Source organism: Pseudomonas sp. CP-1 (assembly GCF_021213715.1).
Lineage (GTDB): Bacteria > Pseudomonadota > Gammaproteobacteria > Pseudomonadales > Pseudomonadaceae > Pseudomonas > Pseudomonas aeruginosa.
In genome coordinates this window covers 20733-41509 of sequence record NZ_JAJQKY010000022.1, presented here as the reverse complement: position 1 = coordinate 41509, position 20777 = coordinate 20733, and the positions used below count along the sequence as shown (strand labels likewise).

19 protein-coding genes are annotated in these 20777 nt (G+C 67.4%); 8 read left to right on the top strand and 11 right to left on the bottom strand.

Annotated features, from left to right (window positions below):
• Positions 1-9 precede the first annotated feature (9 nt).
• From nuoM to LT948_RS28305, 3 genes are all read left to right on the top strand, one after another.
• A complete protein-coding gene (gene nuoM / locus LT948_RS28315) occupies positions 10-1539 on the top strand; it encodes an NADH-quinone oxidoreductase subunit M (protein WP_003090479.1) in 1530 nt (509 codons plus the stop codon).
• 7 nt (positions 1540-1546) lie between these two features.
• The gene (gene nuoN, locus LT948_RS28310) at positions 1547-3007 is read left to right on the top strand and encodes an NADH-quinone oxidoreductase subunit NuoN (RefSeq protein WP_003090482.1); all 1461 of its coding nucleotides are present in this window, start codon (positions 1547-1549) and stop codon (positions 3005-3007) included.
• A gap of 114 nt (positions 3008-3121) precedes the next feature.
• A complete protein-coding gene (locus LT948_RS28305; protein ID WP_019371700.1) occupies positions 3122-3931 on the top strand; it encodes a class I SAM-dependent methyltransferase in 810 nt (269 codons plus the stop codon).
• A gap of 206 nt (positions 3932-4137) precedes the next feature.
• Here the strand turns inward: LT948_RS28305 and LT948_RS28300 are convergent, their stop codons facing one another.
• From LT948_RS28300 to LT948_RS28290, 3 genes are all read right to left on the bottom strand, one after another.
• Positions 4138-5196, bottom strand: a complete 1059-nt coding sequence (locus LT948_RS28300) for an AI-2E family transporter (RefSeq protein ID WP_003090487.1) — start codon at positions 5194-5196, stop codon at positions 4138-4140.
• Between the two features lie 159 nt (positions 5197-5355).
• A complete protein-coding gene (locus LT948_RS28295) occupies positions 5356-7041 on the bottom strand; it encodes a methyl-accepting chemotaxis protein (RefSeq protein WP_003138923.1) in 1686 nt (561 codons plus the stop codon).
• 113 nt (positions 7042-7154) lie between these two features.
• Entirely contained in the window at positions 7155-8480 is a 1326-nt protein-coding gene (locus LT948_RS28290; RefSeq protein WP_003090489.1) for a Na+/H+ antiporter family protein, read from the bottom strand.
• A 258-nt stretch (positions 8481-8738) separates the two neighbouring features.
• On the opposite strand from LT948_RS28290, the gene LT948_RS28285 reads away from it, so the two are divergent.
• The gene (locus tag LT948_RS28285) at positions 8739-10883 is read left to right on the top strand and encodes a methyl-accepting chemotaxis protein (RefSeq protein WP_096068074.1); all 2145 of its coding nucleotides are present in this window, start codon (positions 8739-8741) and stop codon (positions 10881-10883) included.
• A gap of 4 nt (positions 10884-10887) precedes the next feature.
• On the opposite strand, the gene LT948_RS28280 is transcribed toward LT948_RS28285, so the two are convergent.
• From LT948_RS28280 to LT948_RS28260, 5 genes are all read right to left on the bottom strand, one after another.
• A complete protein-coding gene (locus LT948_RS28280; protein ID WP_003097699.1) occupies positions 10888-11196 on the bottom strand; it encodes a hypothetical protein in 309 nt (102 codons plus the stop codon).
• Between the two features lie 90 nt (positions 11197-11286).
• Positions 11287-12624, bottom strand: a complete 1338-nt coding sequence (gene carS / locus LT948_RS28275) for a two-component system sensor histidine kinase CarS (protein ID WP_003097701.1) — start codon at positions 12622-12624, stop codon at positions 11287-11289.
• Entirely contained in the window at positions 12621-13292 is a 672-nt protein-coding gene (gene carR, locus LT948_RS28270; RefSeq protein WP_003090494.1) for a two-component system response regulator CarR, read from the bottom strand. Before carR ends, carS begins: the two co-directional genes overlap by 4 nt.
• Positions 13292-13606, bottom strand: a complete 315-nt coding sequence (locus LT948_RS28265) for a PepSY domain-containing protein (protein ID WP_003097704.1) — start codon at positions 13604-13606, stop codon at positions 13292-13294. Before LT948_RS28265 ends, carR begins: the two co-directional genes overlap by 1 nt.
• Positions 13606-13914, bottom strand: coding sequence for a PepSY domain-containing protein (locus tag LT948_RS28260; protein ID WP_003090497.1), 309 nt, complete (start codon positions 13912-13914; stop codon positions 13606-13608). The genes LT948_RS28265 and LT948_RS28260 overlap by 1 nt, the downstream gene beginning before the upstream one ends.
• A gap of 214 nt (positions 13915-14128) precedes the next feature.
• Between LT948_RS28260 and LT948_RS28255 the strand changes: the two genes are divergently transcribed.
• Genes LT948_RS28255 through LT948_RS28245 form a run of 3 tightly spaced genes read left to right on the top strand, consistent with a single transcriptional unit; the run spans position 14129 to position 16381 of the window.
• The gene (locus LT948_RS28255) at positions 14129-15211 is read left to right on the top strand and encodes a hypothetical protein (protein WP_003113385.1); all 1083 of its coding nucleotides are present in this window, start codon (positions 14129-14131) and stop codon (positions 15209-15211) included.
• A gap of 26 nt (positions 15212-15237) precedes the next feature.
• On the top strand, positions 15238-16131 hold the full coding sequence (locus LT948_RS28250; protein WP_003110080.1) for a hypothetical protein: 894 nt from the start codon (positions 15238-15240) through the stop codon (positions 16129-16131).
• Positions 16115-16381 carry a DUF5329 domain-containing protein gene (locus LT948_RS28245; RefSeq protein ID WP_003090500.1) on the top strand — a complete coding sequence of 89 codons (267 nt, stop codon included), beginning with the start codon at positions 16115-16117 and terminating at the stop codon, positions 16379-16381. The genes LT948_RS28250 and LT948_RS28245 overlap by 17 nt, the downstream gene beginning before the upstream one ends.
• Here LT948_RS28245 and LT948_RS28240 read toward each other — a convergent pair whose 3' ends face one another.
• The 3 genes from LT948_RS28240 to hmpA are packed head-to-tail and all read right to left on the bottom strand — an operon-like array spanning position 16382 to position 19054.
• Entirely contained in the window at positions 16382-17575 is a 1194-nt protein-coding gene (locus tag LT948_RS28240) for an NnrS family protein (protein ID WP_003131074.1), read from the bottom strand.
• Positions 17562-17819 carry a psl/pyoverdine operon transcriptional regulator PpyR gene (ppyR, locus tag LT948_RS28235; RefSeq protein WP_003090502.1) on the bottom strand — a complete coding sequence of 86 codons (258 nt, stop codon included), beginning with the start codon at positions 17817-17819 and terminating at the stop codon, positions 17562-17564. Before ppyR ends, LT948_RS28240 begins: the two co-directional genes overlap by 14 nt.
• A 53-nt stretch (positions 17820-17872) precedes the next feature.
• The gene (gene hmpA / locus LT948_RS28230; RefSeq protein WP_218816330.1) at positions 17873-19054 is read right to left on the bottom strand and encodes an NO-inducible flavohemoprotein; all 1182 of its coding nucleotides are present in this window, start codon (positions 19052-19054) and stop codon (positions 17873-17875) included.
• A gap of 154 nt (positions 19055-19208) precedes the next feature.
• On the opposite strand from hmpA, the gene norR reads away from it, so the two are divergent.
• Positions 19209-20762, top strand: a complete 1554-nt coding sequence (norR, locus tag LT948_RS28225) for a nitric oxide reductase transcriptional regulator NorR (protein ID WP_023091669.1) — start codon at positions 19209-19211, stop codon at positions 20760-20762.
• Positions 20763-20777 lie beyond the last annotated feature (15 nt).

Sequence of the window (20777 nt, the reverse complement as noted above, 5' to 3'; positions counted from 1 at the left end):
GAGCCTGTCATGATTCTGCCCTGGCTAATCCTGATCCCCTTCATCGGCGGTTTCCTCTGCTGGATCGCCGAACACAGCAGCAAGACCCTGCCCCGCTGGATCGCGCTGCTTTCGATGACCCTAGTCCTGATCCTGAGCCTGTGGATCTGGGCCACCGGCGACTTCCAGCTGGCGCCCGCGCCCGGCGGCGAGCCGGAATGGACCCTGCAATTCAAGGTGCTGTGGATCGAGCGTCTCGGCATCAGCGTCCACCTGGCGATGGATGGCCTGTCGCTGCTGATGGTCGCCCTCACCGGCCTGCTCGGCGTGCTCTCGGTCCTCTGCTCGTGGAACGAGATCCAGCGCCGCATCGGCTTCTTCCATCTGAACCTGCTGTGGATCCTGGGCGGTGTGATCGGCGTGTTCCTCGCCATCGACCTGTTCCTGTTCTTCTTCTTCTGGGAAATGATGCTGGTGCCGATGTACTTCCTCATCGCGCTGTGGGGACACAGCTCCGATGACGGCAAGAAGACCCGCATCTACGCCGCCACCAAGTTCTTCATCTTCACCCAGGCCAGCGGCCTGGTGATGCTGGTGGCGATCCTCGGCCTGGTGTTCGTCAACTTCAATGCCACCGGCGTGATCACCTTCGACTACGCCACCCTGCTGAAGACCCAGCTGAGCCCCCACGTGGAATGGCTGCTGATGCTCGGCTTCTTCGTCGCCTTCGCGGTGAAGATGCCGGTGGTGCCGGTGCATTCCTGGCTGCCGGACGCCCACGCCCAAGCGCCCACCGCCGGCTCCGTGGACCTCGCCGGCATCCTTCTGAAGACCGCCGCCTACGGCCTGATCCGCTTCGCCCTGCCGCTGTTCCCCAACGCCTCGGCGGAATTCGCGCCGATCGCCATGTGGCTCGGCATCATCGGCATCTTCTACGGTGCCCTGCTGTCCTTCGCGCAGACCGACATCAAGCGCCTGGTCGCCTACTCCAGCGTTTCGCACATGGGCTTCGTGATGATCGGCATCTACTCCGGCAGCCAGGTCGCGCTGCAGGGCGTGGTGGTGCAGATGATCGCCCACGGCCTCTCCGCCGCGGCGCTGTTCATCCTCTGCGGCCAGCTCTACGAGCGCCTGCATACCCGCGACATGCGCAAGATGGGCGGCCTGTGGTCGCGCATGCCCTACCTGCCGGCGATCAGCCTGTTCTTCGCCTCGGCGTCGCTGGGCCTGCCCGGCACCGGCAACTTCGTCGGCGAGTTCCTGATCCTGATCGGCGCCTTCAAGGTGGTCCCGGTGATCATCGTGATCGCCACCTTCGGCCTGGTCTTCGCCTCGGTCTACTCGCTGATCATGATCCACCGCGCCTACTTCGGACCCAGCCAGTCCGACGAGCCGATCCTCGGCCTCGACGCCCGCGAACTGAGCATGGTGCTCGGCCTGGCGGTCCTGCTGGTCCTGCTCGGGGTCTACCCGCAGCCGGTGCTGGACATCTCCGCGGCCAGCATGCACGGCGTGCAGCAATGGCTGGGCGCAGCCCTTTCCACCCTTGCAGGACGGTAGTCGCGAAATGACCTTTACGATCCAACACTTCATCGCGCTCCTGCCACTGCTGATCACCAGCGCCACCCTGGTGGTGGTGATGCTGGCGGTAGCCTGGAAACGCAATCACTCGTTCACCGCCACCCTCTCGGTGATCGGCCTCAACCTGGCCCTGCTGTCGCTGCTGCCGGTCCTCGGCGTCACCCCGATCGAGGTGACCCCGCTGGTGCTGGTGGACAACTACGCCTGCTTCTACATGGCCCTGGTGCTGGTCTCCGCCCTGGCCTGCGTGACCCTCGCCCACGCCTACATGGAAAGCTATCCGGGTAACCGCGAAGAGCTGTACCTGCTCCTGCTGCTGGCCACCGCCGGCGGCCTGGTGCTGGTCAGCGCGCAGCACCTGGCCAGCCTGTTCATCGGCCTGGAGCTGCTCTCGGTCCCGGTCTACGGGATGGTCGCCTACGCCTTCTTCAACAAGCGCTCGCTGGAAGCCGGCATCAAGTACACCGTGCTCTCGGCCGCCGGCTCCGCCTTCCTGCTGTTCGGCATGGCCCTGCTCTACGCCGAGTCCGGTACCCTGGGCTTCGCCGGCCTTGGCGCCAAGGTCGCCGAGCACGTACTGAGCGGTCCGCTGGTCAGCGTTGGCGTCGGCATGATGCTGGTCGGCCTGGGCTTCAAGCTGTCGCTGGTGCCCTTCCACCTGTGGACCCCGGACGTCTACGAAGGCGCCCCGGCGCCGGTCTCGGCGTTCCTCGCCACCGCCAGCAAGGTCGCGGTGTTCGCCGTGCTGCTGCGGCTGTTCCAGATCGCCCCGGCGGCCCTGGACAACCAACTGCTGAACATCTCCCTGAGCGTCATCGCGGTCGCCTCGATCCTCTTCGGCAACCTGCTGGCACTGACCCAGAGCAACATCAAGCGCCTGCTCGGCTACTCGTCCATCGCCCACCTGGGCTACCTGCTGGTCGCCCTGATCGCCAGCAAGGGCATGGCCGTGGAAGCGGTCGGCGTCTACCTGGCCACCTACGTACTGACCTCCCTCGGCGCGTTCGGCGTGATCACCCTGATGTCCACCCCGTACAGCGGCCGCGACGCCGATGCGCTGTTCGAGTACCGCGGCCTGTTCTGGCGCCGGCCGGTGCTGACCGCGGTGATGACCGTGATGATGCTGTCGCTGGCAGGCATCCCGCTGACCGCCGGCTTCATCGGCAAGTTCTACGTGATCGCGGTCGGCGTCGAGTCGCACCTGTGGTGGCTGATCGGCGCCCTGGTGCTGGGCAGCGCCATCGGCCTGTACTACTACCTGCGGGTCATGGTCACCCTGTTCCTGGTCGAGCCCGGCATCCGCCAGCACGACGCACCGTTCAACTGGGGCCAGCGCGCCGGCGGCATCATGCTGGTGGCCATCGCCCTGCTGGCGTTCTTCCTCGGCGTCTACCCGCAGCCGCTGCTGGAAATCCTCCAGCATTCCGGCCTGGCCCTCGCCGGCTGAGTCGCCCGCTCCACGAAAACCCCGCCTCGGCGGGGTTTTTCTTTGGCCCGCCCCACGCACCCTGCCCCGCTGCCGTGGCATGCTCCGCGCTCCATGGATGAACCCGGAGGCCTCATGCCCACCTTCCACGATATCGACGTCCTGCGACACAACAGCGCCAGTTGGGACGCCCAGGCCGCCCGTGACTGCGAATGGTCGCGACCGGTCAGCGCCGAAGAGGTCGCCGCCGCACGCCGCGGCGACTGGGCGGTGAAGCTGACCCCGGGCGCGTTACCCACTCACTGGCTGGGCGACGTACGCGGCCGCGAGATCCTCTGCCTGGCCTCGGCCGGCGGCCAGCAGGCGCCGATCCTTGCCGCCGCCGGCGCACGGGTCACGCTGTTCGACGCCTCGGCGGGACAGCTGGACAAGGACCGCCAGGTCGCCGCCCGCGACCGCCTCGAACTGGCCTGCGTGCAGGGCGACATGCGCGACCTCTCGACCTTCGCCGATGCCTCCTTCGACCTGGTCTTCAATCCCATCTCCAATCTCTACGTCGACGATGTCTTGCCGGTCTGGCGCGAATGCGCGCGGGTGCTGCGGCCGGGCGGCAAGCTGCTGGCGAGCTTCTACAACCCGGCGCTGTTCATCGAGGACCGCTCGCCGGAACTGGCAGAGCAGGGCCTGATCCGGCCGCGACATCGCCTGCCCTACTCCGACCTGGAAAGCCTCTCCGCCGAAGCCCTCGCGGCGAAGCGCGAGAAAGGCGAAGCCCTGGTGTTCGGCCATAGCCTGACCCAGCAGATCGCCGGCCAGCTCGCCGCCGGCCTGCTGCTGCAGGATTTCTACGAAGACTGGCAACCGCACCCGCGCTTCGTCATCGACCGCTTCATGCCGACCTTCCTCGCCACCTGCGCGCTCAAGCCGAGGTCCGCCGCCGGTTGACAGCGGCGAGCCCTGAGGAGTGCCGGCAAGCGCTGCTCCATGTCCGGTTGCGCAACGGTCGCGATGTACCGGGCTCGACGCACTGTTAGCCGAAGGCCCCAGGCACTGCCTGGAGCGGCTCAGCCACGACAGCGCCGTCAATGATGCTTCAAGGCCTGAAACGAACAAGCCCCGCATTCGCGGGGCTTGTCTGCCACGGGCGCGACTCAGGCCTGTGGTTCTTCCTCGCGACCAGTGAACAGGTCCCAGCTGGCCATGAACAGCGCGGCGATCAGCGGGCCGATGACGAAGCCGTTGAGGCCGAACAGGGCCATGCCGCCGAGGGTGGAGATCAGCACCACGTAGTCCGGCATCTTGGTGTCCTTGCCGACCAGGATCGGGCGCAGGATGTTGTCCACCAGGCCGATCACCACCACGCAGAACAGGATCAGCACTACGCCCTGCCAGATCGCCCCGGTAAGCAGGAAATAGGCCGCCACCGGCGCCCAGATCAGCGCCGCGCCGATGGCCGGCAGCAGCGACAGGAAGGCCATCAGGGTGCCCCAGAGCAAGGCGCCCTCGATGCCCAGCACCCAGAAGATCAGGCCGCCGAGAGCGCCCTGGGTGGCAGCCACGGCGATGTTGCCCTTCACCGTGGCGCGGATCACCGTGGTGAACTTGGCGAACAGGTGGTGCTTGTGTTCCTGGCTCAGCGGCACCGCCTGCTTGATCCGCCGGCCGAGCACGCGACCGTCGCGAAGGAGGAAGAACAGCAGGTAGAGCATGATGCCGAAGCTGATGACGAAGTCGAGGGTGTTCTGGCCGATGCTGAACGCCTTGGTCGCCACCACCTGGCTGGCCTGCATCGCCACCGAGGAGAGCTTCTCCTGCAGGCTCGAGAGATTGGCCAGGTCGAAGCGCTCCAGCCACTGGTGCACCGATGGCGGCAAGGCGGCCACCGCCTGCTGCAGGTAGGCGGCGAAGTTCAGTTCGCCGGACTTGACCCGCTGGTAGACGCTCGCGCCTTCCTGCACCAGCGAACCGGCGATGAAGATCACCGGGATGATCACGATCAGCACGCAGATCAGCAGGGTGATCAGCGCGGCGAGGTTCTTCCGATCCCTCAGACGCACCTGCAGGCGGCGTTGCACCGGGGCGAAGATGATCGCCAGGATGGTGCCCCAGAACACCGCGCCGTAGAACGGCAGCAAGAGCCAGCCGAAGGCGAGCGTGACCACCGCCAGCAACAGGAGAAAAGTCCGGGATTCCAGTTTCGTGTCGAGCATGTCCAATCCATCTGGCAGTGGGAAGCAAAGCATTAGTCAGCCGGCGGAGGTGGATCGTTCACGACTGCCGGCCGACTCCGCCGAATAATGACAGGAAGGCTCTGTGGCGCACCACTGCCGGCTGGCTCTTTTGCCGGCAGCGGTCGCGCGGGGGAAGGGTCAGATGCGGAACTGACCGACCAGCCGGCCCAGGCCCTGGCCCAGTTGCGCCAGGCTGCGGGCGGTCTGCGCGCCCTGCTGGGCCTCGTCGGCGACGCTGTCCACCGCGCCGGCGATCTGGTGCACGCTGCGGTTGATCTCCTCGGCCACCGCGGTCTGCTCCTCGGCGGCGCTGGCGATCTGCGCGTTCATCGCGTTGATGGTGGCGATCAGCTGGGCGATGGCATCCAGCGAATCGCCGGCCTGGTTGGCCTGGTTGCTGGTGCCCTCGCCGGCCTCGCCGGAACGGCGCATGGCGTCGACCGCGGCGTTGGTGCCCTGCTGCAGGCGATCGATCATGCCCTGGATTTCCTGGGTGCTCTGCTGGGTGCGGCTGGCCAGCGCCCGCACTTCGTCGGCGACCACCGCGAAGCCACGTCCGGCCTCGCCGGCACGGGCCGCCTCGATGGCCGCGTTGAGCGCCAGCAGGTTGGTCTGTTCGGCAATCGAGCGGATCACCCCGAGCACGCTGACGATCGACTGCACGTCCTGTTGCAGGCTGTCCAGCGAGGAACCGCTGTCGCGGATCTCGTCCACCAGCGCGTGGATGCGCTCGATGCTGCCGTCCACCACGCGCTTGGCCGCCTGGCCTTCGTGGTCGGTCTGCTGCGCGGCCTCGGCGGCGCGCTGGGCGCTCTGCGCCACTTCATGGGCGGCGGCGGACATCTCGTTGATCGCGGTGGCGACCTGATCGGTCTCATGGCGCTGGCGCTCCATGGCCTGCTCGGAACGCTCGGCCTGGGCCGACATCTGCTCCACCAGTTGCTTGAGGTCGCCGGTCATCCCGGCGATCTGCCGCACCAGACCGTGGATCTTCTCGACGAAGCGGTTGAAGGAACCGGCCAGCTCGCCCAGCTCGTCGTGGCTGGTCACCGGCAGGCGACGGGTCAGGTCGCCTTCGCCGGCGGCGATGTCATCGAGGTTCTGGCGGATCTGGTGCAGCGGACGCAGCATCGCGTTGGCCACCGCCAGGCCGATCACCAGCAGGACCACCAGGAGGACCCCGGCGATCGCCACGATGCTGGCGATCAGGGTGCCGATACGCTCGTCGATGGCTTGCTTGATCTCCACCAGTTGGGCCTCGACGCCGTCGAGGTTGATCGCCGAGCCGATCACCATGTCCCACTTCGGCAGGTACAGAGTGTACGACAGCTTCGGCACCATGACGCTTTCGTTACCTGGCAGCGGCGAGGTATAGGTCACGTAGTGGCTGCCGTTCTTGCCTGCCTCCACCAGTTCGCGGTTGAGGTAGACGCCGCTGGGATCGCGGCGGTCGCGGAAGCTCTTGCCGACGTCCACCGGGCTGTCGCCACGGAACAGGCGCACCACCTGGGAGTCGTAGCCGAAGATATAGCCGTCCTTGCCGTACTTGACCTTCGACAGGCGCGCAATGGCCTCGGCGCGGGCGTTCAGGTCGCCGTTGGCCGAGCGGTCGTACTCGGCCTGGATACTGCCCATGGCGATCTGCACATAGTGCTCGAGTTCTGCACGACGGTCGCCGAGCAGGCGCTCGCGGGTATCCTTGACTTCGGTATCAGCCTGTTTTTTCAGGATCAGCACCGCTCCGCCGCTGAGCACCAGGGCGAAGAGCAGCACCGGCACCATGGCCAGCAGGAGGACTTTGGATTTCAGGGTCAGACGCATCATCAACTCCTAGCATGACGCCCAATAAAAAACGGGATTCCCGTTTCATCGGCAATCCCGTCGGAAGCTTAAGCGGCCGGCCCGACATTCCGTCAGGCGACCGCCCGAAATAGGACTCAGAGCAACATCGCGGCGGCCCAGCCGAACACCAGCAACGGCAGGTTGTAGTGCAGGAAGGTCGGCACCACGGTGTCCCAGATGTGATTGTGTTGGCCGTCGACGTTGAGCCCGGAGGTCGGCCCGAGGGTCGAGTCCGACGCCGGAGAACCTGCATCCCCCAGCGCGCCGGCGGTGCCGACGATGCTGACGATGGCCAGCGGGCTGAAGCCCAGTTGCACCGCCAGCGGGACGAAGATCGCGGCGATGATCGGCACGGTGGAGAACGACGAGCCGATGCCCATGGTGACCAGCAGGCCGACCAGCAGCATCAGCATGGCGCCGACCGCCTTGCTGTTGCCGATCCAGGCCACCGAGGCGTCGACCAGGCTCTGCACCTCGCCGGTGGCCTTCATCACCTCGGCGAAACCGGCCGCGGCAATCATGATGAAACCGATGGTAGCCATCATCTTCATGCCTTCGGTGAACAGGTCGTCGGTCTCCTTCCAGCGCACCACGCCGGACAGCGAGAAGACCACGAAACCGACCAGCGCGCCGATGATCATCGAGTCCAGCCACAGCTGCACGACGAACGCGGCGACGATGGAGACCCCGGCCACCGCCAGGCTTTTCGGGCTATAGCTGACATCGACGCGTTCGGCCTGCTCGATCCGCTGCAAGTCGTAGACGCGCTTGCGGCGGTAGCTGAACAGCACCGCGATGAGTAACCCGGCGAGCATGCCCAGGGCCGGGATGAACATGGCGTGGGTGACGTTGATCCCGCTGACGTCGACGCCGTTGCGCGCCACGTTGGCCAGCAGGATTTCATTGAGGAAGATGTTGCCGAAGCCCACCGGCAGGAACATGTACGGGGTGATGAGGCCGAAGGTGATGACGCAGGCGATCAATCGCCGGTCGATCTGCAGCTTGCTCAGCACATAGAGCAGCGGCGGCACCAGCAGCGGGATGAAGGCGATGTGGATCGGCAGGATATTCTGCGAGGATACCGCCACGCAGAGCAGCAGGCCGACCAGAATCCACTTGAACGCACCGGCGCCCTTGCCCTGCTCGTCGTGCCGGCCGAGCAGCGCCAGAACCTTGTCGGCCAGCGCATGGGCCACGCCGGAGCGAGCGATGGCCACGGCGAAGGCGCCGAGCATGGCGTACGACAGGGCCACCGTGGCGCCGCCGCCGAGGCCGCCGTTGAAGGCCTTGAGAGTCCCCTCCAGGCCTAGGCCACCGAACAGTCCGCCGACCACCGCGCCGATGATCAGCGCCAGCACGACATGCACACGGCAAAGGCTGAGGACGAGCATCAGTGCGACCGCCAGCACCACTGCGTTCATCGTTGAACTCCTTGCAAATGAAACGAACCCGGCCGCCTGCGACCGAAAAAAGGGGCGTACTCTGCTACAGCCATCCCCGCCTGTCAAAGCCGCGCATGGGCGAATGTCGCCTGGCTATAAACCGTTGTGCACGGTTCTTGCGTGCGATTCGCCGCACGACGGCAATCCGGCGCCAGCGAACGAACCGTCGTCAAGAATGGGCGAGCCCTGCCGATAAGCCTTGGGCCCCCGCAGTTTCTTCGTACAAGGACCCCTCCCATGTTCCTTCGCCGCCTGTCCATCCAATGGAAGATCACCCTGCTGGCAGGCCTCTGCCTGCTCGGCGTGGTCGCCTTGCTGGTCGGCCTTTCGGTCTACCGCATGCAGCACAGCAGCGTACTGGTGAAAAGCGCCAGTACGCAGATGCTCGACGAATCGGCGCGCCTGCGCCTGGAAGCCCGCGGGGAATTGCAGGCGTTGCGCATCCAGCGCTATTTCATGGATGCCTTCCAATACGGCAAGGGTTTCTCCCGGCAGATCCTGTTCCTCCGCGACCAGGCGCAGAAGCGCTTCCTCGACGCCTACGACCTGCGCGAAGACCTGACCCGCCAGGTGCGCACCGCGCTCGCCGCCAATCCCGAGGTGCTCGGCCTGTACGTGGTCTTCGAACCCAACGCACTGGACGGCAAGGACGAACTGTTCGTCGACCAGCCCGCCCTGGGCAGCAACGACAAGGGACGCTTCTCCCTGTACTGGGCGCAGGCCACGCCGGGACAGCTGGAGTCCGAGTCGATGGTCGAGTCCGAACTCGCCGACACCAGCAGCGGGCCCAGCGGCGCGGCCTACAACGCCTGGTACACCTGCCCGAAGGAAAGCGCTCAACCCTGCGTGCTCGATCCCTACTTCGACAAGGTCGGCGAGCGCCAACTGCTGATGACCAGCATCGCCTTCCCCCTCGAACTGGATGGCAAGGTGATCGGCGTGATGGGCCTGGACATCAACCTGAGCAATCTGCAGGCGCTCAGCGAACAGGGCAACCGCGAACTCTACGACGGCGTCGGCCAGGTCGGCATCCTCAGCCCGGCCGGGCTGTTCGCCGGCAACAGCCGCGACGCCGGCCTGCTCGGCAAGAACCTGGCCAAGGCGGATCCGCAGCACGCCGGCGAACTCCTGCAACTGCTGGCCGCCGGCAAGAGCCAATTGTTCAACGAGAACGTCGACCTCAAGGTGCTGCAACCGTTGCAGCCGATTCCCGGCGCCAAGCCCTGGGGCGTGCTCCTCGAAGTGCCGAAGAGCGCCCTCCTCGGCCCGGCCCTGGCGCTGGAGCGGCAACTGGACGACATGCGTCGCGAAGGCACCTGGGTCGAACTGGGCCTCGGCCTCGGCGCCGCGGTGCTCGGCCTGCTGGTGCTGTGGCTGAGCGCCCGCGGCGTGACCCGGCCGATCCTCGGCGTCGCCCATATGCTGCGCGACATCGCCAGCGGCGAAGGCGACCTGACCCAGCGTCTGCCGCACACCGGGCGCGACGAGCTGGGCGAACTGGCCGGATGGTTCAACCGTTTCCTCGACAAGCTGCAGCCGATCATCCGCGACGTGAAGGTCTCGGTGCGCGATGCGCGCAGTACCGCCGACCAGTCGGCGGCGATTTCCAGCCAGACCAGCGCCGGCATGCAGCAGCAGTTCCGCGAGATCGACCAGGTCGCCACCGCATCCCACGAGATGACCGCCACTGCCCAGGACGTCGCCCGTAGCGCCGCCCAGGCCGCCGACGCCGCGCGCGGTGCCGACCAGGCGACCCGCGACGGCCTGGCGCTGATCGACCGCACCACCCAGAGCATCGACAGCCTGGCCGCCAACCTGACCAGCGCCATGGGCCAGGTCGAGCAACTGGCCAGCAGCAGCGAGGAAATCGGTTCGGTGCTGGAAGTGATCCGCGCCATCGCCGAGCAGACCAACCTGCTGGCGCTCAACGCGGCCATCGAGGCGGCCCGCGCCGGCGACGCCGGCCGCGGCTTCGCGGTGGTCGCCGACGAAGTGCGCAACCTCGCCCGGCGCACCCAGGACTCGGTGGAACAGATCCGCGGGGTGATCGAAGGCCTGCAACAGGGCACCCGCGACGTGGTCGACGCCATGCACGGCAGCCATCGCCAGGCCCAGGGCAGCGTCGAGCAGGTGGATGAAGCGGTGGCCGCGCTGCAACGGATCGGCGAGGCGGTGACGGTGATCAACGACATGAACCTGCAGATCGCCAGCGCCGCCGAGGAACAGAGCTCGGTAGCCGAGGAGATCAACCGCAATGTCGCGGCGATCCGCGACGTCACCGAGTCGCTGTCGAGTCAGGCCGAGGAATCGGCCCAGGTCAGTCAGTCGCTGAACCGCCTGGCCAACCACCAGCAGGGCCTGATGGAACAGTTCAAGGCCTGACCGTTCACGGCCTGAATAGCGCCGGGGGGCCGTAGGTCCCCCAGATCGCCAGGCGGGCCAGCGAGCGCAGCCAGCCACGCAGACGCGCCGGGGCTCCCGCCTCGGCCACCTTCGCTGCCGCTGTCCCGGCCTGTCGCGGCTCGCCGCGCTCGCTGCGCAACGCGTTTTCCACGGCCTGCTCGTAGCGAGCCTGCGCGGGTAACCGCGGCGACCGCCCCTCTTCTCGCTGTCCACTGGACTCGCCCAACAGGAACACCAGCACCGGCAGCATCAGCGCCCAGCGCCAGCGGCCCGTACCCGTCCGCCGTTTCATCGTCCAAGACCTCCTTGCAAGAAGCCCGGGATGCTAGGGAAAGCGCAGGAGGAAATCTTGCCGGGACTGTCGGCAAATGGTGAAGAACTGTTAAGCCCTGGCGGCGCGGCCGCTCTTCTGCAACGACAACTCGATGCTCACTCGCAGGCCGCCCAGCGGGCTGTCTTCGAGACTCAGGCGGCCACCGCAGGCCTCGGCGATGTCGCGCGCGATGCCCAGGCCCAGGCCATGGCCGCTGACCTGCTCGTCGAGCCGGGTACCCCGCTCGAGCACCGCCTGGCGCTGGTCGGGGAGGATGCCGGGGCCGTCATCGTCGACCTTCAGGCGGACCATGCCCTCGCCCTGCGCGACAGTCAGGCGGACTTCGCTATCGGCCCACTTGCAGGCGTTGTCCAGCAGATTGCCGAGCATCTCCAGCAGGTCCTCGCGGTCCCATGGCAGGCGCAGCCCCGGTGGCGCGCTCCAGCTCACCTGCAGGTGCGGGCCGTGGATCAGGCGCAGGGTGTCGCACAGCGACGGCAACTCCTCGGCGCAATCGAAATGTGCGCCAGGCAGCGCTTCGCCGACCAGGCGCGCCTTGCCCAACTCGCGACCGAGACGCTGCTGGATCTGTTCCAGCTGCTCGCGCAGGACCTGTTGCAACTCCGGCTGGCGCGCCATCTCCTCGCGCTCGGCGAGGCTGACCAGCACCGCCAGCGGCGTCTTCAGGGCGTGACCGAGGTTGCCCAGGGCGTTGCGCGAACGCTTCAGGGTCTCCTCGGTGTGTGCCAGCAGGTGGTTGATCTGCTCCACCAGCGGCTCCAGCTCCTCGGGAGCCTGGTTGTCCAGTTGGCTGCGCTGACCCTGCTGCAGCTGGGCGATCTGCAGGCGCACCTCCTCCAGCGGACGCAGCGAACGACGCACGGTCAGGCGCTGCAACAGCAATACCAGGAGCAGCGCCAGGGCGCCGGCGCCCAGACCCATCCACTGCACGCGGGCGAAGCTTTCCAGGATCGGCGTATAGTCCTGCGCCACCACGATCCGCAGCTTCTGGCCCATGCGCTTGTAGTGGCCGCGGAACACCAGCAGTCGCTGCTCCTCAGGCCCATCGACCAGACCCTGCACCAGCCCTTTCTTGTGCGGCACCTCCAGCTCGCTGTCCCACAGGGAGCGTGAGCGCCAGGTGTCCTTTTCCAGCTCGATGACGAAATAGCGCCCGGAATACGGGCGCTGGAACGCCGGGTTGAGGCGTTGCTCGTCCAGTTGCATGCCGTTCGGCCCGCGTACCATGGCCACCAGCAGGTTCTCCGCCTCCTCGCGCAGGTTGCCGGCGAAATAGCGCCGCAGGCCCTGGTCGAACAGCCACAGGCCGGTCTGCGCGAGGACCAGCCCGACCACCAGCAGTACCGCGAACAGGCCGACGCTCAGGCGCCGCTGGATCGACCTCATCCGGCGGCCACCCCGGCGTAGCGGTAGCCCTGGCCACGGCGGGTCTCGATCACCTCGCGGCCGAGCTTGCGCCGCAGGTGGTTGACGTGGACCTCGATGACGTTGGAATCGCGTTCGGTCTCGCCGTCGTACAGATGCTCGGCCAGGTGCCCCTTGGACAGGACCTGGCCGGGGTGCAGCATGAAATAGCGCAGCAGGCGGAATTCGGCGGCGGTCAGGTCGACGTCGGCGCCGTTCAGGCACACGCACTGGCGCTGCTCGTCCAGGCGCAGCCCGGCGGCCTCCAGCTGGCTCTGGTTGGCCAGCCCATGGGCGCGGCGCAACAGGGCCTGGATGCGCAAGGCCAACTCTTCCGGATGGAACGGCTTGGTCAGGTAGTCGTCGGCACCGGCCTTGAGCCCATCGATGCGTTCGGCCCAGGAACCGCGCGCGGTGAGGATCAGCACCGGAGTCGCGAGTCCCAGGCCACGCCACTCCTGGAGTATCTCCAGGCCGGGGCGCCCGGGCAGGCCGAGGTCGAGGATGATCAGGTCGTAGGGCTCGCTGGCGCCCTGCACCGCCGCGTCGCGGCCGTCGGCCAGCCAGTCCACCGCGTAGCCCTGGCGGGTCAGGCTGGCCATCAGTTCGTCGGCCAGGGGAACGTGATCCTCAACCAGCAGCAACCGCATCAGTCGTCTTCCTCGTCCTTCAGGATGCGGCCGTTGCGGGCATCCAGTTCCAGTTCACGCACGACGCCGTCGCGGGTGAGCAGTTCCACCTCGTAGACATAGACGTCGTCTTCCTCTTCCAGCTCGACCTCCAGCAGGCGCGCCCCGGGGTAACGCCCCAGGGCTTCCTGCATGAGGGATTCGAGCGGCTGTATCACACCGTCCTGGCGCAGGCGCAGGACCTCGTCCTGGTCCAGGTCGCGCGCCATCGCCTCGAGGCTGATGACCGCCAGGACCAGTGCGACGATCCCGGCGTAGCGCATGAGCCATTTCATCAGTCGTCCTGGTGGTCCTTGAGCACGGCGCCGGTAGCGGCATCCAGCTCCAGGTCCCACTTCACGCCCTGCGGGTCGCGCAACTCGACCTGGTAGATGTAGCGGCCGTATTCCTCTTCCAGCTCGGTATCGTGGACGCTCGAGCCGGGATGCTTGGCGATGGCGTTCTTGTTCAGCTCTTCGAAGGACTTGATGGTCCCGGCGTCACGCAGCTTCAGCGCCTCGTCCGGGCCGAGGTCGCGGGCCTGGGCCAGGCCGGCAGTCAGGGCGATGGCGGTGGCGGCGAACAGGGCAGTCAGTTTCTTCATGGGAATCTCTCCGTGGGAATCAATCGTGTTGCTTTCGACGGTTTGCAGATTAACCGGGCGCTCTTAATTGAAGCTGAATTTGCCGCAAGGACATGGCCGGGGCGCGCCATAGGGTAACGGAAAGCCTCTGCGATGGGGCTCGCCGGCGTTCGAAAGCGCTTGGTCCTGCGACAACTCGTCCTATAATCGCCGGTCCGCAAGGGAGAAGACCAGCATGCCAGCCATCCAGATCAAGTCCCCCGCACTGACCCTCAAGGCCGGTCGCCGCGCCCTCGCCCGCATCCGCGAGCGCGGCCTGCAGCCGGCCGACGTCGGCATCGTCCCCGGTGCCGCCGGCGGGCCAAAGGCGCTGGGCATCCAGGGACTGGACCTGGCGATCTTCGGCGAGTGGCTGCCGCGCGCCCCGCGCGAACGCTCGCTGATCGGCGCCTCCATCGGTTCCTGGCGCTTCGCCAGCGCCTGCCTGCCCGACGCCGTGGCCGGCCTCACCCGCCTCGGCGAGCTGTACACCCGGCAGCGTTTTCCCAAGGGCGTGAGCATCGCCGAAGTCTCGCGCAAGTGCGCGGCGATGCTCGACGACCTGCTCGCCGGCCAGGACGCGCGGATCCTCGACAACCCGCTGTACCGCCTCAACGTGGTGGTGGTGAAGAGCCACGGGCGCCTCGCCCACGACCACAAGGCCAGCCTCGGCCTGGGGCTGTCCTCGGTGATCCGCGACAACCTGATCGGCCGCCGCCACCTGCACCGCCACTTCGAACGGGTGATCCTGCATGACGCCCGCCAGGCGCCGCCGCTGGCCGCGCTGACCGACTTCCCGTCGCGCTACCTGCACCTGGACGGCGGCAACCTGCGCCAGGCGCTGCTCGCCTCCGGCTCGATCCCGATGGTCATGGAAGGCGTCCGCGACCTGCCTGGCGCCGGCCCCGGCACCTACCGCGACGGCGGCCTGCTCGACTACCATCTCGACCTGCCCTACGAGGACCGCGGCGTGGTGCTCTACCCGCACTTCACCGACAAGGTGATCCCCGGCTGGTTCGACAAGGGCTTGCCCTGGCGCCGTGGCGACGCCGGGCGCCTGCAGGACGTGCTGCTGCTGGCGCCGTCGCGCGAGTACCTGGCGCGCCTGCCGCACGCCAAGCTGCCGGACCGCAAGGACTTCACCCGCTACCTCGGCGACGACGACGGCCGCGAGCGCTACTGGCGCCAGGCGATGGCGGAAAGCCGCAGGCTCGGCGACGAATTCCTCGAACTGGTCGACGGCGGCCGGCTCGGCGAACGCCTGCAAGCGCTGGACTGAGCCACCACCGACGAGAAGGATCCTGCATGAAACTGGCCGTAGCGCTGATCCACGGCATCGGCGACCAGCCCGATAGCCGCGACGAGGACGGTCTGCACAGCTACGCCCGCGAACTGGTAGCGGCGCTGCGCCGACGTCTCGGTGCGGAAGCCGGCGAGGTGGCCTTCCAGAGCCTGTACTGGGCCAGCGTGCTGGACGCCCGCGAACTGGACTACCTCAAGCGCATCGAGCGCGAGCCGCTGGGCTGGCGCTGGCTGCGCCGGGCGGTGACGCTGTTCCTCGGCGACGCCAGCGGCTACCGAAAGGTCAGCGCCGCCTACGACACCACCTACCAGCAGGTCCACCAGCACGTGCGCAGCGGGATCATGGCCCTGCGCGCGAAGGTCGGGCCGCAGACGCCGCTGGTGATCCTCGCCCACTCCCTGGGCGGGCACATCGTATCCAACTTCATCTGGGACCAGCAGAAACTCAACCGCACGCCGAGTTGCTCGATCGACCCCTTCCTCGGCCTGGAAACCCTGGCCGGGCTGGTCACCTTCGGTTGTAACATCCCGCTGTTCACCTTCGCCTACGAGAAGGTCTGTCCGATCCGCTTTCCCGGCCACTGCCTGACCCCGGCGATCCGCCAGCAGGCACGCTGGCTGAACGTCTACGCGCCGGCCGATCCGCTCGGCTATCCGCTGCGGCCGTTGCAGAACTACGCCGCGGTCGTCCACGAGGACCTCGCCCTGCCGGTCGGTCCCTGGTACAAGCGGCACACCCCGTTGAGCCACATGGAGTACTGGAACGATGCGCGCTTTCACGATTACCTGGCGGACTACCTGCGCCGCCTGTTGGCTGCTGGCCTCGAGCCTGCCGGCGCTGGCCACGCCCTCCCCGCAGGCGAGCCAGGAGATCGGCCGCTTGCTGAGCTTTGTTGAAGACAGCGGCTGCACCTTCATCCGCAACGGCAGCGAATACCCGGCCGCGGAAGCCCGCGCCCACCTGCAGAAGAAGCTCGACTACCTGGAGCGCAAGGATCTGGTCGCCAGCAGCGAGGACTTCATCGAGCGCGCCGCGACCCAGAGCAGCCTCAGCGGCAAGCCCTACCAGGTGCGCTGCGCCGGGCAGACGCGCAACTCCGCCGACTGGCTGAACCAGGAGCTGCGGCGTCTGCGGCAAGCCCCCTGATCAACCGGGATGGCCGTCGACCCGCGGACGACACAGCATCGGCGCGTAGCACCAGGCGAATAGCAGGAACGCCAAAGCCCACAGTCCGCCTGCCAGGGGCAGCGCCCAGTTCGCCGGCAACAGGCTGGGCAGGAACACCCGCGCCGCGCAGCCGAGATTGAGCAGGGCGAAAGCCCAGGGCATCGCTGCCGGCGGTTGCAGCGCGCGACCGGTATGGCCGAGAGTGACCCGTGCCAGCATCGCCAGGATCAACCCGCCCATGCCGCCCACCGCCAGCGCGTGCAGCGCCTGGCTCGGCGCCAGCGCCAGGCCCAGGCTCCAGAGCGCCATGCCGAGCGGCGCCACGGCGATCCAGAAATACGCCAGGTGCAGCGACCAGAGCAACGGCACCTGCCAGATGCCGCGATCGCGCCAACGCCACAGGCGCCACAGTTGCGCACCGCCGAGGGCGGCGAACAGTCCTGCAAGCCAGGGCGTCGGCTGCGCCGTGACGCCCGCGGCGGTGAGCAGCGCCACCAGCACGCAGCCCAGCAGGATGCCATTGTCCAGCCAGGCGATCGCCGGCACCTGCTGCTGACGGCCGAGACCGCGCTGGGTGAAGAACGGGATCACCCGCCCGCCGATCAGGTTCATCATTCCGGCGATCAGCCATAGCGCGGCGATGGAGGCACGCCGTTGCCAGTCGTCGTTGCCCTCGAACAGGCCGAGCAGGACCAGGGCGTCGGCCAGGGTCAACAGCAGCAACAGGCCCACCACCGGGTAATTGCGCTTCTGCCGCACCCGCCACAGGCTGCGACCGATAGCCCAGGCCAATAGCGGCAGGAAGCTCAGTTGCAGCACCAGCAGCAGCGCCAGCGGCGCATCGAATAGCCAGGCCAGGCGCGCCGCCAGCCAGAGTCCGGCGAGCAGGGCCAGGGGTTTGCCCTGCAGGCCGGGTACGCCGGTCCAGGTCTGCACGGCGGTCAACAGGAAGCCGGCGATGATCGCCACACCGAAACCGAAGAGCATTTCGTGACGATGCCAGGCCAGCCAGCCACCGACCGGTTGCCAGCCGCTCCAGAGCCCGGCCAGCGCCGCCAGCCAGAGCGCGATGGCGAGCACCGCGAACAGCGCGCCGCCGAGGAAGAACGGGCGGAAGCCCAGGCGCCAGATCGGCGGTATGGCCATCAGCCTGGAACGATCAAGCACTTGCACAGCAGACCTCCCAACCGGGTCGACGCATGCGGAACAGCGCGCTCAGGCGCATCACGTAGCCAATCTTCAACAGGGTCGGGCCGAGGATCACCAGCGCATGGGAAAACACCAGCGCCGGCATGTTCAGGTAGCGGTCGAGGAAATAGGCGGCGATCACGCCGGCGACGAGCAGCGCCAGGCCGGCCGCCAGCAGCCCGTGACCGATCCGCAGCACCCGCCGTGGACAATCGAACAGAGCGTTCATCTCGATCTCCTTTTTCCGAAAAGGGCCGACGCATTTCGCGCCGGCCCGTCGCTTCAGGCGTCCAGCGCGGCGGCCGGACCGAAGAACTCGTAGTGGCATTGCTGCGAGGGTACGCCGAGGTCGGCCAGGTGGCGCTTGACCTGCGCCATGAAAGGCCGGGGTCCGAGGAAGTAGGCGTCCAGGTCGCGCTCCTGCGGCAACCAGTTGGCCAGTTTCTCGCGGCTCAGCAATCCCTCGGCGTCGGCACTGTCGCCGGCGCGCGGTTCGCTATAGCAGAAGAAGTGCTCGACCTGCTCGTGCTGCGCCGACACGTCTTCGATCCAGTCGCGGAAGGCATGCACGCCGCCATGCCGGGCGCAATGGATGAAGCGGATCGGCCGCGCCTGCGGCAGCGCTTCCTGCAACATGGCCAGGGCCGGGGTGATGCCGACGCCGGCGGTGATCAGCACCAGCGGCTTGTCGCTGTCACGCAGGACGAAATCGCCAGCCGGCGGAAACAGATCCAGCTCGTCGCCCTCGGCGACCCGGTCATGCAGGTGATTGGAGACCCGTCCACCCGCCTCGCGCTTGACGCTGATGCGGTATTCGCGGCCGTTGCTGGCAGCGGAAAGCGAATAGTTGCGGCGCACTTCCTCGCCGTCGATGTCCAGCCGCAGGCCGATGTACTGTCCCGGCTGGAACGCCAGCAGCGGCTGGCCGTCCACCGGCTCCAGGTAGAACGAGGTGATTTCCTCGCTCTCCGCCTGCTTGCGTGCCACGCGGAAGCGCCGCACGCCGCGCCAGCCGCCATCGGCCTGGGCGCTGGCGGCATACACCGACTCCTCGGCCTCGATCAGCAGGTCGGCCAGTTGCTGGTAGGCCGCGCCCCAGGCTTCGAGGACTTCGTCGGTGGCGATCTGTTCGCCGAGGACCTCGCGGATCGCCCGCAACAGGCAAGTGCCGACGATCGGATAGTGTTCGGGCAACACCTGCAGGGAGACATGCTTGTTCACCACCTTGGCCACCAGCGGGCCGAGTTCCTGCAACTGGTCGATGTGCCTGGCGTACATCAGCACGCCATTGGCCAGCGCCCGCGGCTGGTCGCCGCTGGCCTGGTGGGCCTGGTTGAACAGCGGGCGAACCTCGGGGTACTCGCCGAGCATGGTGCGGTAGAAATGGGTGATCAGCGCTTCACCGCCGGTCTCCAGCAGCGGTACGGTGGCTTTGATGAGGGCACGTTGGGCATTGGACAACATAGATGACTCCTGACGCATGCAAGGTTTTGTTTCACCTCGAAGCATTTCAGGAAGCGTGCCAAGGCAAACTACCAGAATTCACGGGCCTTGCAGGCCGGCATAGGTCATAATGACTGCAACCATTCAGAGTCATTAGGACTGCAAAGAGGTCGAAATGACCACCAATCCCTTGCTTGCCACCCTGATCCCGCTGGTTGCCGACCTGTCCCGCGACCTGCCGGAAGACGAACGCTACCGCCGCCTGCTCCAGGCCCTGCGCGACCTGCTGCCCTGCGACGCCACCGCGCTGCTGCGCCTGGACGGCGAATACCTGATCCCGCTGGCGGTGGACGGCCTCAGCCCGGACACCCTCGGCCGGCGCTTCCGGGTCGGCGAACATCCGCGCCTCGAGGCTCTCCTGGAGCGCCGCGGGCCGACCCGCTTCCCCGCCGACTGCGGCCTGCCCGATCCCTACGACGGTCTGGTGGAAGGCCTCCACGGCCACCTGGAAATCCATGATTGCCTGGGCTGTCCGCTGTACCTCGACGACCAGCCCTGGGGCTTGCTGACCCTGGATACCCTCGATCCGTCGCGCTTCGCCAGCGCCGACCTGGATACCCTGGAGGCCTTCGCCAGCCTCGCCGCCGCCACGGTCAAGGCCAGCGAGCGGATGCGCGACCTGACCCGCCGCGCCGAGGACGAGCACCAGCGCGCCGAGGCCTATCTCGAAGCCGCTGGCGAGCGGCCACGGGAAATGATCGGCCAGAGCGCCGCGCACAAGGCGCTGCTGGAAGAAATCCGCCTGGTCGCCAACAGCGACCTGAGCGTACTGATCACCGGCGAGACCGGGGTCGGCAAGGAACTGGTGGCGCAATCCATCCACCGGCATTCCATGCGCAGCGGCAAGCCGATGATCAGTCTCAACTGCGCCGCGCTGCCCGAGACCCTGGTGGAAAGCGAATTGTTCGGCCATGTGCGCGGCGCCTTCTCCGGCGCGGTCAACGAACGGCGCGGCAAGTTCGAACTGGCCGACGGCGGCAGCCTGTTCCTCGACGAGGTCGGCGAGTTGCCGCTGGCGGTGCAGGCCAAGCTGCTCCGCGTGCTGCAGAGCGGGCAGTTGCAGCGGGTCGGCTCCGATCGCGAGCACCGCGTCGACGTACGCCTGATCGCAGCCACCAACCGCGACCTGGCCGAGGAAGTACGTGCCGGGCGCTTCCGCGCCGATCTCTACCATCGCCTCAGCGTCTATCCCTTGCGCGTGCCGCCGCTGCGCGAGCGCGGCCGCGATATCCTCCTGCTGGCCGGCTACTTCCTCGAGGAAAACCGACCGCGCCTGGGACTGCGCAGCCTGCGCCTGGACCACGAGGCCCAGGCCGCGCTCCTCGACTATCGCTGGCCGGGCAACGTGCGCGAACTCGAGCACCTGGTCGGCCGCGCCTCGCTCAAGGCCCTCGGCCACAATCCGGAGTGGTCGCGGATCGTCACCCTGCATCGGCAGGATCTCGACCTGCCCGCGGAAACCCCCGCGCCACCTCGCAGCGTGGTCGAGCCCGCGCCCGCCGCGCCAACGACCGGTCACTCGTTGCGCGCGGCCACCGACGCCTACCAACGCCACCTGATCCAGGACTGCCTGGCCCGTCACCAGGGAAGCTGGGCCTCGGCTGCACGCGAGCTGGGCCTGGATCGCGCCAACCTGGCGCGCCTGGCGCGCCGCCTGCAACTCAGGTGAACGACCGCCCGGTCG